The sequence below is a fragment of the Tenacibaculum discolor genome, from assembly GCF_003664185.1.
In the GTDB taxonomy this organism is placed as follows: Bacteria; Bacteroidota; Bacteroidia; order Flavobacteriales; family Flavobacteriaceae; genus Polaribacter; species Polaribacter discolor.
This window is the reverse complement of record NZ_RCCS01000008.1, coordinates 25,506-41,072: the sequence shown is the minus strand read 5'-3', so window position 1 is coordinate 41,072 and position 15,567 is coordinate 25,506. Positions and strand designations below refer to the sequence as shown.

The 15,567-nt window shown below is 30.7% G+C and carries 11 protein-coding genes; 10 read left to right on the top strand and 1 reads right to left on the bottom strand.

Annotated elements, in window-relative coordinates; genetic code table 11:
• The first annotated feature begins 199 nt into the window (after positions 1-199).
• From C8N27_RS10685 to C8N27_RS10660, 6 genes are all read left to right on the top strand, one after another.
• Positions 200-2,980, top strand: coding sequence for a bifunctional aconitate hydratase 2/2-methylisocitrate dehydratase (locus C8N27_RS10685; RefSeq protein WP_121147365.1), 2,781 nt, complete (start codon positions 200-202; stop codon positions 2,978-2,980).
• 190 nt (positions 2,981-3,170) lie between these two features.
• Positions 3,171-5,438: an aconitate hydratase gene (locus C8N27_RS10680; protein WP_121147364.1), complete on the top strand. Its 2,268-nt coding sequence runs from the start codon at positions 3,171-3,173 to the stop codon at positions 5,436-5,438.
• Between the two features lie 107 nt (positions 5,439-5,545).
• On the top strand, positions 5,546-6,217 hold the full coding sequence (locus tag C8N27_RS10675; protein ID WP_099216635.1) for a Crp/Fnr family transcriptional regulator: 672 nt from the start codon (positions 5,546-5,548) through the stop codon (positions 6,215-6,217).
• A gap of 76 nt (positions 6,218-6,293) precedes the next feature.
• Complete coding sequence (locus C8N27_RS10670; protein WP_121147363.1) at positions 6,294-7,181, top strand: anti-sigma factor; 888 nt, start codon at positions 6,294-6,296, stop codon at positions 7,179-7,181.
• 110 nt (positions 7,182-7,291) lie between these two features.
• Positions 7,292-7,990 carry a peptidoglycan DD-metalloendopeptidase family protein gene (locus C8N27_RS10665; protein ID WP_121147362.1) on the top strand — a complete coding sequence of 233 codons (699 nt, stop codon included), beginning with the start codon at positions 7,292-7,294 and terminating at the stop codon, positions 7,988-7,990.
• 118 nt (positions 7,991-8,108) lie between these two features.
• Positions 8,109-8,579 (top strand): DUF6495 family protein, encoded by a 471-nt coding sequence (locus C8N27_RS10660; RefSeq protein WP_121147361.1) that lies wholly within the window; start codon positions 8,109-8,111, stop codon positions 8,577-8,579.
• An 18-nt stretch (positions 8,580-8,597) separates the two neighbouring features.
• Here the strand turns inward: C8N27_RS10660 and C8N27_RS10655 are convergent, their stop codons facing one another.
• Entirely contained in the window at positions 8,598-9,281 is a 684-nt protein-coding gene (locus C8N27_RS10655; RefSeq protein ID WP_099216639.1) for an SIR2 family NAD-dependent protein deacylase, read from the bottom strand.
• A 254-nt stretch (positions 9,282-9,535) separates the two neighbouring features.
• Between C8N27_RS10655 and C8N27_RS10650 the strand changes: the two genes are divergently transcribed.
• The 4 genes from C8N27_RS10650 to C8N27_RS10635 all read left to right on the top strand — a co-directional run bounded on the left by C8N27_RS10650 (position 9,536) and on the right by C8N27_RS10635 (position 15,549).
• The gene (locus C8N27_RS10650; protein ID WP_167444747.1) at positions 9,536-12,961 is read left to right on the top strand and encodes a DUF2135 domain-containing protein; all 3,426 of its coding nucleotides are present in this window, start codon (positions 9,536-9,538) and stop codon (positions 12,959-12,961) included.
• A gap of 522 nt (positions 12,962-13,483) precedes the next feature.
• Positions 13,484-14,137, top strand: coding sequence for a hypothetical protein (locus tag C8N27_RS10645; protein ID WP_099216640.1), 654 nt, complete (start codon positions 13,484-13,486; stop codon positions 14,135-14,137).
• 168 nt (positions 14,138-14,305) lie between these two features.
• Positions 14,306-14,977, top strand: coding sequence for a TrmH family RNA methyltransferase (locus C8N27_RS10640; protein ID WP_121147359.1), 672 nt, complete (start codon positions 14,306-14,308; stop codon positions 14,975-14,977).
• Between the two features lie 146 nt (positions 14,978-15,123).
• Positions 15,124-15,549, top strand: a complete 426-nt coding sequence (locus C8N27_RS10635; protein ID WP_121147358.1) for a hypothetical protein — start codon at positions 15,124-15,126, stop codon at positions 15,547-15,549.
• The last annotated feature ends 18 nt before the right edge of the window (positions 15,550-15,567 follow it).

The following is a 15,567-nucleotide window of genomic DNA, read 5'->3' as shown; positions in this document are numbered from 1 at the left end:
TTTTTGAGATATTTTTAAAAACAGACCTTTCAAATTAAATTAATTTGCTTTTTAGGCTGTTTTGTTGTTTATTTTTAAAATTAAGGTTAAAATATTACTTTTGCTAAGCAAAAATTAACAGGATAAAGCTGTAATAACCAGTTTTAATATATAGTAGTTTATACTATTTCCTTCTAAATATTTTAAACAAAACTTTTTTATGAACACATACTCAGATTACCTAAAGGAAATTGAAGTAAGAAAAGGTCAAGGTCTTCACCCCAAACCTATTGATGGAAGTGAATTGTTAACCGAAATCATCTCACAAATTAAAGATGAAAACAATCCACACAGAAAAGATTCTCTTAATTTCTTTATTTATAATGTTTTACCAGGTACAACAAGTGCTGCTGCTGTAAAAGCTAATTTTTTAAAAGAGATTATTCTTGGTGAATCTGTAGTAGAAGAAATCACTCCATCTTTTGCTTTAGAGCAGTTAGGTCACATGAAGGGTGGAGCTTCTATAGAAGTTTTACTTGATTTGGCTTTAGGTAGCGATGCTGTTATTGCTGAAGAAGCTGCAAAAGTATTAAAGACTCAAGTATTCTTATATGAAGCAGATACAGAGCGTTTAGAAGAAGCATACAAAGCAGGTAATAAAATAGCAAAAGAGCTTATTGAAAGCTATGCACAAGCAGAGTTTTTTACTAAGCTTCCAGAAATAGAGGAAGAAATTAAAGTAGTTACATATATAGCAGGTGTAGGAGATATATCAACAGACTTATTATCACCAGGTGCTGATGCACACTCAAGATCTGACCGTGAATTACATGGACAATCAATTTTTGAGCATAATAAAGATATGCAAAAAGAGTTGTTAGCACTTAAAGAGCAACATCCAGACAAACGTGTGATGTTGGTTGCTGAAAAAGGAACTATGGGAGTAGGATCTTCTAGAATGTCAGGTGTAAATAATGTGGCTTTATGGACGGGTATTGAGTCTAGTCCGTACGTTCCATTTATCAATATTGCACCAGTAATTGCAGGTACTAACGGAATTTCTCCAATTTTCTTGACTACAGTTGGAGTAACAGGAGGTATTGGTATTGATCTTAAAAACTGGGTAAAGCAAAAAGATGCAGAAGGTAATACTATTGTTGATGAAGATGGAGAACCAGTTTTAAAGCAAGAATACTCTGTAGAAACAGGTACTGTTTTAACTATCAATACAAAAACTAAGAAATTATATAACGGAGATAAAGAATTAAAAGATATCTCTACAGCATTAACTCCACAAAAAATGGAGTTTATAAAAGCAGGAGGATCTTATGCTGTTGTTTTTGGTAAGAAATTACAAACATTTGCTGCTAAAGTATTAGGAATTGATGTACCACAAGTATATGCTACTTCTAAAGAAATTTCTGTTGAAGGACAAGGGTTAACTGCAGTTGAAAAAATCTTCAATAAAAATGCAGTAGGAACTACTCCAGGAAAAACATTACACGCAGGTTCTGATGTTCGTGTAGAAGTTAATATTGTAGGATCTCAGGATACTACAGGTTTAATGACTTCTCAGGAGTTAGAAATGATGGCAGCTACTGTTATTTCTCCAATAGTTGATGGAGCTTACCAATCTGGTTGTCATACAGCTTCAGTATGGGATGATAAATCAAAAGCAAATATTCCAAGATTAATGAAGTTTATGAACGACTTTGGTTTAATTACAGGACGTGACCCTAAAGGGGAATATCCTGCAATGACAGATGTTATTCACAAAGTGTTAAATGACATTACAGTAAGTGATTGGGATATTATTATTGGAGGTGATTCTCACACACGTATGTCAAAAGGTGTAGCTTTTGGTGCCGATTCAGGAACCGTAGCATTAGCTTTAGCAACAGGAGAAGCAACAATGCCAATTCCAGAATCAGTTAAAGTAACATTTAAAGGAGACATGAGAAGTTTTATGGACTTCCGTGATGTAGTACATGCGACGCAACAACAAATGTTAAAGCAGTTTGATGGAGAAAATGTGTTCCAAGGAAGAGTTATTGAAGTACATATTGGTACCTTAACAGCTGATCAAGCCTTTACATTTACAGACTGGACTGCAGAAATGAAAGCAAAAGCTTCTATCTGTATTTCAGAAGATGAAACATTAATTGAATCATTAGAAATTGCTAGAGACCGTATCCAAATCATGATTGATAAAGGAATGGATAACGAAAAGCAAGTATTAAAAGGTTTAGTTGAAAAAGCGAATACTAGAATTCAAGAAGTTAAAACAGGAATTAAACCAGCATTAAAACCTGATGCAGATGCAAAATACTATGCAGAGGTTGTTATTGATTTAGATGAAATTGCTGAACCAATGATTGCAGATCCTGATGTAAATAACGAAGATGTTTCTAAACGTTATACACACGATACAATTCGTCCATTATCATTCTATGAAGGAACTAAAAAAGTAGATTTAGGTTTCGTAGGATCTTGTATGGTTCATAAAGGAGATATGAAAATCTTAGCTCAAATGTTAAAGAACATCGAAGCACAAGAAGGTAAAGTAGAATTCAATGCTCCATTAGTAGTAGCACCACCTACATACAATATTGTAGACGAGTTAAAAGCTGAAGGAGATTGGGAAGTATTACAAAAGTATTCAGGATTTGAGTTTGATGATAATGCACCTAAAGGATTAGCACGTACAAAGTATGAAAACATGTTATACTTAGAACGTCCTGGATGTAACTTATGTATGGGGAATCAAGAAAAAGCTGAGCCAGGAGATACAGTAATGGCTACATCAACACGTTTATTCCAAGGAAGAGTTGTAAAAGATTCTGGAGAGAAAAAAGGAGAATCTCTATTATCTTCTACACCAGTAGTAGTATTGTCTACTATTTTAGGAAGAACACCTACTATGGAAGAATATGAAAAAGCAGTAGACGGTATTGTTTTAACAAAATTTAAACCATCTCAAAAACAACTAGTAATTTCATAGTTAAATAAAACTATTAGTTATAATATAGAAGCCCGAGTGTTAAAGCTCGGGCTTTGTTGTTATTAATTAATTTCTGTATAAAACTCTACTATAGAAAAAACTTATTTAAACTTATTATAATTATATAGTTACTCCATCTTTTGTACTGTTTTTTTTGGTAAATTCGTACAGCAACAAAAAAATTACATATATGGCTTTTGATATTAACATGATAAAAGAGGTATACAATAAAGTAGTTGAACGAGTAGATGCTGCTCGTGAAATTACAGGTAAACCTTTAACATTAGCAGAGAAAATTTTATATACGCACCTTTGGGACGGAAATCCAACGAAAGCATTCGAAAGAGGAAAGGATTATGTTGATTTTGCCCCAGACCGTATTGCTTGTCAAGATGCTACAGCACAAATGGCGTTGTTACAATTTATGCAAGCAGGAAAAGATAAAGTAGCAGTACCAACAACGGTACATTGCGACCATTTAATTCAGGCAAAAGATGGAGCAGCTACCGATTTAAAACACGCAAACGATGTAAGTAGTGAGGTTTTTGATTTTTTAGAGTCTGTATCTAATAAATACGGTATTGGCTTCTGGAAACCTGGAGCAGGAATTATTCACCAAGTGGTATTAGAAAATTATGCATTTCCAGGAGGAATGATGATTGGTACTGATTCTCATACAGTAAACGCTGGAGGGTTAGGAATGGTTGCTATTGGTGTAGGTGGAGCTGATGCAGTAGATGTAATGGCAGGAATGCCTTGGGAATTGAAATTTCCTAAATTAATAGGTGTAAAATTAACAGGTAAATTATCTGGTTGGACAGCACCTAAAGATGTGATTTTAAAAGTAGCAGAAATTCTAACAGTAAAAGGAGGAACAGGAGCTATTGTTGAATATTTTGGACCTGGAGCAACAGCTATGTCTTGTACAGGTAAAGGAACTATTTGTAACATGGGAGCAGAGATTGGAGCTACAACCTCTACTTTCGGTTACGATGAGTCTATGGAACGTTATTTACGTGCTACAGATAGAAATGATGTGGCAGATGCAGCAAATGAAATTAAAGAATATTTAACTGCAGATGTTGAAGTATACGCAAACCCTGAACAATATTTTGACCAAGTAATTGAAATCAATTTATCAGAATTAGGCCCATTATTAAATGGACCTTTTACTCCTGATTTATCTACTTCAGTAGGAAAAGAAATGACAGAGAAGGCTCAAGCAAATGATTGGCCATTACAAGTAGAGTGGGGGCTAATAGGGTCTTGTACAAACTCTTCTTACGAAGATTTATCACGTGCAGCTTCTATTGCACAACAAGCTATAGATAAAGGATTGAAAACAAAAGCAGAGTTTGGTATTAATCCAGGATCTGAGCAAGTACGTTTTACAGCTGAAAGAGATGGAATACTACAAGTCTTTGAAAATTTAGATGCTAAAATATTTACTAACGCATGTGGGCCATGTATTGGACAGTGGGCTAGATATAGTGACCCTAAAAATGCGCCAAAAAATAGTATTGTTCACTCTTTCAATCGAAATTTTGCCAAAAGAGCAGATGGTAACCCAAATACACATGCTTTTGTAGCTTCACCAGAACTAACAGCAGCAATAGCAATTTCAGGACGTCTGGATTTTAACCCAATGACAGATTCATTAATTAATGAAAATGGAGAAGAGGTAATGTTTGATGAGCCAACAGGATGGGAATTACCTCCAAAAGGTTTTGAGGTTAAAGATAATGGGTACTTGGCGCCAGAGAAAGATGGAAGCCATGTAGAAATAGTTGTAAATCCCAATTCAGAACGATTAGAACTGTTAACTCCATTCACTCCGTTGGGAGATACTATAAAAGGTGCTAAATTATTAATCAAAGCTCACGGAAAGTGTACAACTGACCATATATCTATGGCAGGACCTTGGTTACGTTATCGTGGACACTTAGATAATATTTCTAACAATATGTTAATTGGAGCTGTAAATGCTTTTAACATGAAGACAAACTTCGTGAAAAACCAATTAACAGGAGAGTATGATGCAGTACCTAAAGTACAGCGTGAGTATAAAGCAAAAGGAATTAAAACAATTGTAGTAGGAGATCATAACTATGGTGAGGGTTCTTCTCGTGAACATGCAGCAATGGAACCACGTCATTTAGGAGTGGCAGCTGTGTTAGTAAAATCATTTGCACGTATTCATGAAACAAACTTGAAAAAACAAGGGATGTTAGGTTTAACATTTGATAATGAAGCAGATTACGATTTAATTCAAGAGGACGATACATTCAACTTCTTAGATTTAAATGAATTTGCACCAGGAAAACCGTTAACAATTGAAGTGGTTCATGCAGATGGTTCAAAAGATGTTATTGTTACAAATCATACCTATAATGAAGGACAAATTGAATGGTATAAAGAAGGTTCAGCCTTAAACTTAATTAAAAAACAAAATGCTTAATAAAAAGTGTTTTTAAATATTAATGGTATAAAGGCTCTGGGGTTTTCCAGAGCTTTTTTTGTAATGCACTTTAAGTTTTTTCGACTTAAAACTTAAAAGTAAAAACTATGAGTGCACTTTGGTACTTTGAGGATGTCAACCTGTTTAAAATATTATGCCCCCATAAATATCCTATTTTCAAGGAAAGTCATACACTTAATAAATATAAAAAGAAAGATTATATTTATTTTGAAGAAGATGCTGCAAATAAAATTTATTTAATAGATAAAGGAAAAGTAAAAATAGGATACTATACGGAAGATGGAGAAGAAGTAATCAAAGCAATTTTAACTAAAGGAGAGATATTTGGTGAAAAAGCCATTTTAGGAGTTGAAAGACGAAATGAATTTGCTCAGTCTATAGATAATACAACAGAAATTTGCCCTGTATCTAGAGAAACTATGTATTCCTTGATGAGAGAAAATGTATCTGTAAGTTTAAAAATTTATAAATTTATAGGATTACGAATAAAAAGGTTAGAAAGAAGACTTCAATTATTACTATTTAAAGATACACGCACTCGTTTATTAGAGTTTTTTAAAGAATTATGTGAAGAGTATGGGCATGAATGTGAAAAGACAGGAGATCAAGTAATAGAACATCCATACACACAAAAAGATATTGCAACTTTAATAGGAACTTCAAGACCAACATTAAATACCTTAATGAACGAGTTAAAACAAGAAAAAGTTATTGATTTTAACAGAAAAAAAATACGATTACTTAAAAAAGTAGCATAAGTGTAAGCTAGCTAACATTTTAATAGAAAACGTGCAAGTAACTTTGTTTTTGTATAAATTCAAAATTACAAAAACAATGAAAAAAATACTTTTAACACTAGCAGCAGTAAGTGCCCTAACTTTTGTTGCTTGTAGCGATGACGATGACAATACACCAAAAACATCAAACTTAAGCTTAAATGTTAGTGGTTTAGAAAACCTAGGAGCAAATTATGTATATGAAGGTTGGATAATTGTTGGAGGTTCGCCAGTATCAACAGGAGCTTTTAATGTGAGTGATTCAGGAGAATTATCTAAGAGTTCTTTTGTAGTAGATTCTGATATGCTATCAGCAGCATCTACCTTTGTTTTAACCATTGAACCAGCAAACGACCCAGACCCATCGCCATCAAGCACTAAAATTTTAGCAGGAGATTTTTCAGGTAATAGTGCTTCTATAAACTCTAATATTGTTGGAGATTTTAGTAGTTCTTGGGGGAAATTCATTTTAGCGACACCAACAGATGGAGAAAACACAAACGAAAGAAGTGGTGTTTGGTTTTTAGAACCAGGGATGCCACCACAAGTAGGTTTAGGATTACCAGAATTAGATGAAGGATGGAAATATGAAGGATGGGCAGTGATAAATGGAGTACCAGTTACTACAGGTAAATTTACAAAACTTGCTGCAACAGATGAGTTTGATGGTTTTAGTGGTCCTATGGATTTACCAGCACCAAATGGAGCTGATGGATTTTTTCCAGGAGAAGATTTCTTAGTAAATGCTCCAGACGGAGTAACTTTTCCAACGGATTTAAGAGGTTCAACTATTGTAATTACAGTAGAGCCAAACCCAGACAATAGCCCAGCACCTTTTACTTTTAAACCATTAGCTAAAAAAGTAGCTGATGATGCTCCAGACCATGTAGCTATAGATTTAGGAGCTGGACCATTGGTAACTATTACAGGAACCGTTTCAAGATAACAGAAAACAGTGTCATAGCGTTTAAAATTTAATTAATACGCTTAATTCCCCTTATATTTTAAGAGTAATCAATTATTTTTGGTTACTCTTATTTTATATAAAACTATTTTATGAAAGACTTTTTAAATAATATATCTCAAAAACCATTACATGTAGTTGATACGAGTATACCTTTTAGCGAATACATTCCAATTTCAATAGCAGCATCTAACAAAGAATTAAGTTTTGATGTTTCTTCATCAAAAGAATGGGAGGCTTATTTAGAAAATTATTTTTCAAAACATAAAAAAACAGTTGCTTTTGGGGGATATTTGGAAGTAAGAGATATTTATAGTAGAAGTGAGCATTTTAATAAATTATCAGAAGAAAACCAACGAAATATTCATTTGGGAATTGATTTGTGGTGTGATGCAGGTACAGACATTTTAGCTGTATTAGATGGGGAAATTCATAGCTTTAAAAACAATTTAAATTATGGAGATTATGGGCCAACGATTATTGTAAAACATTCAATAGAAGGAAATGAGTTTTATTCATTATATGGTCATTTATCATTAGAATCTTTAGAAAACATATCCGTTGGAACAAAGGTAAAAAAAGGAGAGAAGATAGGAACTTTAGGAGATAGTTCTGTAAACGGAGATTACGCTCCTCATTTACATTTTCAGTTAATAATAGATATTGAAGATTATAAAGGAGATTACCCTGGAGTTTCTTCAAAAAAGAACCTAGATTATTATAAGGAAAATTGCCCCAACCCCAATTTATTACTAAAATTGCCAAATGAAACGAACATTAATAAATTTTAAAAATTTCTATATAAAAGATTTTCTTTAAAATTTTTAATGAGAGAACGGGTGGAGCGAGTGGTTGCAAATGTTCTTAATTTTATTATAATAAATCAATTAATTAAAAAACTTAAAACGTTTGAAATATAGACAACTTACAAAAGAACAGTTTGAAGGATTACATGAAGAATTTGCTCGATTTTTAGCATCACAAAACATTGATAAAAAAGAATGGGATGAACTAAAAAAAGAGAAACCACATGTAGCTAAAGATGAAATGAATGTATTTAGCGATGTTGTTTGGGATGATGTATTAACTAAAACAACGTATTTAGAACATTTTTCTCCAAACTTAGTAAACCTATTCAAATGCGAAGAAAAAGAAATACATCGTATTGTAATAAAAATAGAAAAAGACATTAATGTTATAGAGCAAGAAGGGTTTGAATGGCTACTAAAAAATCCAAATGATGAAGCAATTGAGTTTTTAAGAGGCTCAAAAGCATATCAAGAAGAAAGAAATGTTGAGCTTTTTGATTTGATTGAAAAAGGAAGCACAATTTCTAAAGGAGAATTGTATGAGTATTTTGACCGATTAACATCAAATTAATAAAACTTGATACTAAGCTTATTTTAGTATAGTAATTAATTTATCAGTACCTGAACTAGCAACGTCTTCAATAATAGTTAAGTTATTGAAGGCGTTTTTATTTACAGCAGGTTTAGGATCTATAAAATAAATAGGAGTATTATGCTGTACATAATTAACCAAACTAGCAGCAGGATATACTTGCATAGAAGTTCCTATAATTACTAAAATATCTGCTTGTAAAGTAATTTCTGCAGCTTTTTCCAAAAGAGGAACATCTTCACCAAACCAAACAATGTGTGGGCGTAATTGAGCATTTTCTTCGCATACATCACCTATAGCAATATCTTTATTCCAATTATAAACAAGATGTTTGTTTTTGGTACTACGAGCTTTTAATAGTTCGCCATGTAGATGTATTACATTTTTGTTTCCTGCTCTTTCGTGTAAATCATCTACGTTTTGAGTAATAATATCAACTTCAAAATCATTCTCTAAAGAAACTAAATTGTGATGTGCTTTATTAGGAGAAACTTTTAAAAGTTGTCTTCTACGTTGATTGTAAAAGTCTAATACCAATTCAGGATTAGCATGAAACCCTTGTGGAGAAGCCACTTCATAAATATCGTGACCTTCCCATAAGCCATCGGCATCTCTAAAAGTTTTAATACCACTTTCAGCACTAATACCAGCACCTGTTAATACAACCAAACGTTTTTTCATAAATCTAAAATATAAAATTTTACTTACTGTATAATTGATGAAGGGCAATTAACTTATTTAGAAGTTTTTTATTTTTATTATAGAATAGTTTTATGCTTCTTTAGAGAATAAAAATTAGGTAAATTTGTATTGCTATGAAAATTTTTCCTTTTCTATCTGAACCACTTTACTCATTAAAAAGAGAGCTACACTCATTCCTAATTTTATTTTTCAAGATAAAAGCTCAATTTTATCTAAAATTTAAAGTATTAACTATGAAAAAAATATTATTCATTAACGTTTTATTGGTAAGTTTTGGTCTTTTTTCTCAAGGCACCCCAAAAATTATTTTAAAAGATTCTAGTGAACTAAAACTATCAAGTCTAAAAATAGAAGTAAATATTACAGGTGATTTTGCTACTACTACTTATGATATGGAGTTTTATAATGATTTAGACAGAACACTAGAAGGGGATTTGATATTTCCTTTAGGGCAAGGACAATCTGTATATCAATTTGCGATGGATTTGAATGGAAAGTTAAGAGAAGCTGTAGTTGTAGAAAAAGAATTAGCTAGAGTTGCTTATGAAACTACTGTTAGGCAAAATATTGATCCTGCACTTTTAGAAAAAACATCAGGTAACAATTATAAGGCAAGGGTATACCCAATTTTTCCTAAAAAAAATAAAAGAGTAGTTTTAACGTATGAAGAAAAACTTTCTATAGTTAACGATAAACTTGTATATGAGCTTCCTTTAGGAGTTAAGAAAGTTGTTGATAATTTTTCTTTAGATATTTTTACTTATGGAATATCTAAACTTCCTGTTGTAAAAAGCGAGTTCTTTAAAGATTTACATTTTATTAAGGAAGGAAGTGTAATGAGTGCTTCCATAGTTAAAGAGAATGTAGCTCTTCAAAAACCAATTAAAGTAGAGTTAAAAAAGTTTTCTAACTCTGAAAATGTTTTAAGCTATGGAGATTATTTTTATAGCTCGATTCCATTGAAAAAAAAACCGAGAAATAAAGAAAAACCTAAAAAGATAAGTATTCTTTGGGATGTTTCTTTTTCAATGAGAAATAAAAATTTAAATAAAGAAATAGAGCTTTTGAATAAATATTTTAACTATATACAAAATGTGGAAGTTGAATTTATCTCTTTTAATAATACAAAAAATAAAGGTGAGAAATTCGTTATAACTAACGGTACATGGGATAACCTTAGAAAAGAGATACAATCTCAAACTTATGATGGGGGAACTAATTTAGAAACACTAAGTACCTTAAAATTAAATTCAGACGAAATACTTTTATTTTCTGATGGATTGACTAACCTAGGAACTATAGAAGGGTTTAAGAAGAAAATAGTTTATACAATTAACTCATTAACATCCGCTAATCATTTTTTATTAAATAAAATTGCCACTGATCAAGGAGCTGTATATATAAACTTAGGAAAACTTAATAGTGAAGAAGGATATAGATTATTAAAACAAGAAGTATTACAGTTTTTAGGTTTTAAGAGTGATGCTAATCTGGATGAAGTATATCCAAAAAGCAGAACAAATGTTACAAGTGATTTTGTAATTACAGGACGGTTTAAGGGGAGCCCCTCAGTTGAATTAAAGTTCGGATATCAAGGTAAGGTTACAAAAGTATTAACTCTTAATTTGAAGAGTTCTCTAGCTTCAAATCAAGTTAAGAGGCTTTGGGCAAAAGAGAAATTAAAGTATTTGAATAATGAAAAAGAAGAGAATAAAAAGGAAATAATTTCTTTAGCTAAGCAATATCATTTAATTACAGATTACACTTCAATGTTAATTTTAGATAGAATTGAAGATTATGTACAATATGGTATAGAACCACCAAAAGAATTAAGGTCTCGTTACAAAGAATTGTTAAAAGAAAAAGAGGAAGATCAAATTTCATCTATAGAAAATATTGAAGAAAGAAGAGAATATCTTTTTAATCAATATAAGGATATTACAGATTGGTATAACCTTATTTACCCTAGGAAGAACCAGAAGAAAAAAAGAAAAACCCAAACTTCAAGAGTTAGAAATACTGACACTAGTCAAAGTACTACTACTACTACTACTACTACCAATGTAATGAATAATAACAGTAGAAATGAAAATCATACTGATATTCCAAAAGTAGATGTTGATTATTCTAAAAAGGTGGTAACAGGTATTGTAAGTGATTCTTCAGACGTTTTACCTGGAGTGAGTGTAATAGTAAAGGGAACAAATCGAGGAACTGAAACTGATTTTGATGGTAATTATACTATTAATGTGGAGGAGAATGAAGTTTTAGTTTTTTCTTTTGTAGGATTTTCAACTAAAGAAGTTATTATTAGTAGGGGTAGCACTGTAAATATAGAACTCGAAGAAGATAATGTTCTTGATGAAGTAGTTGTTACTGGACTAGGTATAGCAAGAGACTCAAAATCAGGAAATAGTAATATTATTCAGTCTTTAGTAGGTAAATCTTTAGGAGTAAATATTTCTCAAGATAATGAAGGGGCAACCAAAGTTTCTATAAGAAGGAATAGTTCATTGAGTCAAAATGAGCCAATGTATATAGCTGATGGAATTTCAGTAAGAAAGAGTTTTATTGAAAAATTAAATACCAAAGACATTTATGCTGTACAGGTAATTAAACCTTTTGATGCAATAAAACTCTATGGAGAAAAAGCAAGGGATGGGATTATAATTTTTACGACAAAAAAAGGAAGAGAAACTAATAAAAAAGAAATAGAGAAATTAAACTTGTTGATAGAGGAAAGAATAGAATTAAAAGCGTGGAACCCTAAAACTCCATATGTAGATATTCTTAAGAAAGAAACTTCGGTTTTATCTGCTTACAATAAATATTTAGAAATTAGAGATTATTATTCTAATAGTCCGATGTTCTACATAGATGTAGCTGATTTCTTTGACCAAAAAGGAGAAAAAGAATTAGCAATTAGAATTTTGACAAATTTAATAGAGATAGATCTAGATAATTATGAACTTATAAAAGCATTGGCATATAAGTTAGAGTACTTTAAGGAGTATGACTTAGCAAAGGAAATTTATAAAAAAGTATTAGAGTTAAGACCTGAAGAACCTCAATCATATAGAGATTTAGCATTAGGGTATGAACTAGCTGGAGATTATCAAGATTGCTTCAATCTGCTTTATAAGATTTATAATGGAGAGCTTTTAGTTAAAGATGAAGATGAACGATTTGACGGTATAGAATCTGTTGTATTTGTAGAGCTTACAAGGATCGTATCGAAGTATGGAAATAAATTAAAGCTAAGTAAACATCAGAGAAAGTTTTTTAAATCAATTTCAGTAGATGCCCGTATAGTTGTTGATTGGAATCATAATGATACAGATATTGATTTATGGGTTATTGATCCAAATGGAGAAAAAGCATATTACAAAAATCAGGAAACAGCTATTGGAGGAAGAATGTCAACAGATATGACGGAAGGCTATGGACCGGAGGAGTTTATGCTAAAGAATGCTATTAAAGGGAAGTATAAAATTATGATTGATTATTATGCAGATAATGTTCAAAAGATATCTGGCCCAACTATTTTAAAAGTAAATATGTTTACAAATTATGGAAAGAAAAATGAAAAAAAACGAACAATCATCGTAAAATTAGAAAAACAAGAGGATTATATTGAGGTAGGAAATTTGTCTTTTTAAAAACAACTTCATTCTAAAATTTACCTTTATTTATGTTAAACATATGGATACTTTAAATTTCTAAATGTTAATTTAGTTACTAGCAATATTTTTACAGCACTTGTTAATACAACCAAACGTTTTTTCATAGATAAAATAGAGAAATTAATGATTCTAAAATATGAACTATGCTATTAAAAAAGCATTTCTTTTTCGTTACAAGTTTAAGAAAATAAATAAGAGATTATTGCTTAGTGATTAAAAAATAGGAAAGTTTGCTTTGTATGTAGCATAATTAATTAAAGTTTGTTGACCTGTTTAAGAAGTTTTTTCTCTATAGATAAACTTATTTAACTTTAATCTATCTTTTTATGTTAGAATCCCTTTAAAACAGATAGTTTTCTACCACTTAAGTAAACTACAGCTGAAAACAGCTTCAGTTATCCAAAGAATTTAGTAACTTTATCTGTAGCCATAAGAGAGTTTTATAAGCTAAAGAAGCTCTTTCAATATTATGAGAAGGAATAACATAAACTAGTAAATATGAAATCATTTATAAAATTAACAGTGCTATTATCAATTATAGTTGTTGCGTTTAATTGTTGTACAACAACTCAATTAGTAGAGTATTGGAAGAATCCAGAAATTGATTCACTCTCATTATCTAAAGTATTAATCATTGGTATGACTCCAAATTTAGAGGCTAGAGATAAGTTTGAAGAATTACTAAAAAAAGAGTTAGAATCTAGAAACATTGATGCAGTGCCAAGTTTAGATATTTTTGAGCCAAAATTTAGAATGGAAGGGAAAACAGAAGAAGAATTAAAACTTATAGAAAATGTTTTAACAGCAAACTTTTATGATGCAGTAATTTATACTAAGGTGGTAGGTGTAGAAGATAGAAAAATATTCTCAGAAAAATATAAAGAAAAAAAATACCTAGATGTAAAGTTTAAGGAAGATTATTATAATCACCGAGAAATTCTAGAAGACCCAAATTATTATGAAAAGTATAAAATATACAAAGCTGAAACCTCTTTATATTGTATTTGTCCAACAAAAGAACGAGAGTTAATTTGGAAAGGATATATAGATATTATTGATCCTAAGTCTATAGAAGAAACTGTAAATGATTACGTTAATTTATTGGTTCTAGCATTAGAAGAGCAAAAACTTATTAATAAAAAAGAAATTTAGCTTTCTCTTCTTTATTTAAGGTCATATTAATTAATAATCCAACACAACTAAGATTTATAGTTTACTTGTTATTTTAATTTAGTTGTGTATAGAGTTAACTACATTTATTAAAAAAGAACGAGTTGTTTAAGCATAAGATAAAATAGGAAAATTTACTATGTTTGTCGTATGATTGATGAAGGATTATTAGCCTATTTAGAAGGTTACATTACTGAAAAAAGGAAAGATACATTTCACAAAGTTTTGAATGAAAGAACACGTCATTTTACAGTAGTGTTAGAAGATATTTATCAGCCACATAATGCAAGCGCAGTGGTAAGAAGTTGTGATATATTTGGTATACAAGATGTATATGCCATAGAAAATAAGTTTACGAACAAAGTATCAAGACATGTAGCCAAAGGAAGTCAAAAATGGTTAGACATTCACCGATATAAAGAAGACGGAGACAATACCAAAGCTTGTTTGGAAGATTTACGAGCAAAAGGGTATCAAATTATAGGTACCACACCACATACAGATTCGTGTATATTACCTGATTTTGATGTCACAAAAAAATCAGCATTTGTTTTTGGTGCTGAAAAAGATGGAATTTCGGATTACATAAAACAAGAAGCAGATGGATTTTTAAAAATTCCAATGGTTGGTTTTACCGAAAGCTTAAATATCTCAGTAGCAGCAGCTATTACCCTACAAGATGTAACTACCCGATTAAAAAGAACAAATTTAGATTGGCAGCTATCAGAAGAAGAAAAGAAGATACTCTACTTTAAATGGATAAAAAACACCATTAAAAATCCTGATAAATTAATAGAGTATTATTATAAAGAACTTACTTAGAGGTATGTGTAACTATTATAAACTAATAAAATATCATGGATTGTAAATCCAGACCATCGAGGACGAGTATATTAATAATGTAAATTGGTAGTTTATTATGAGAGGGATATTTTATTTTATTTTTTTTAGGACTAGCTTCTATTTTTATGACTATTAATGATGTAATTAATAATAGGTATTTAAAGGAGATTAAAAATATTAAGAGTTTAAATAATGAAGGCAAGTACATGACCGAAGATTTACTTTTAATAACTGAGGAAACGCATAGAAATCCAAATACAAGTGAAACAATTCGTTTTGATATTGAAGGAATCCTCCAAAGTAATGACTCTATTATAAGTTTAGATATTGGATTTCCTGAATATTTAGATTTCAATTTAAAGTACCAGCCAGTATATAAAAGTAAACTAACAGGAACTTATTATTTAAAAGACGCTCCATCAAAATACTATAACGGGAAGTTAAGAGAACTATATTTTTTTATTTTCTTAAAAATTAGCTTTTATTCTATATTAATAACAATAATTATTTTTTTTAAAAAATATTACAAACAAAGAACCTTTAGAATATAAAGTTTCCTCTATATCTGG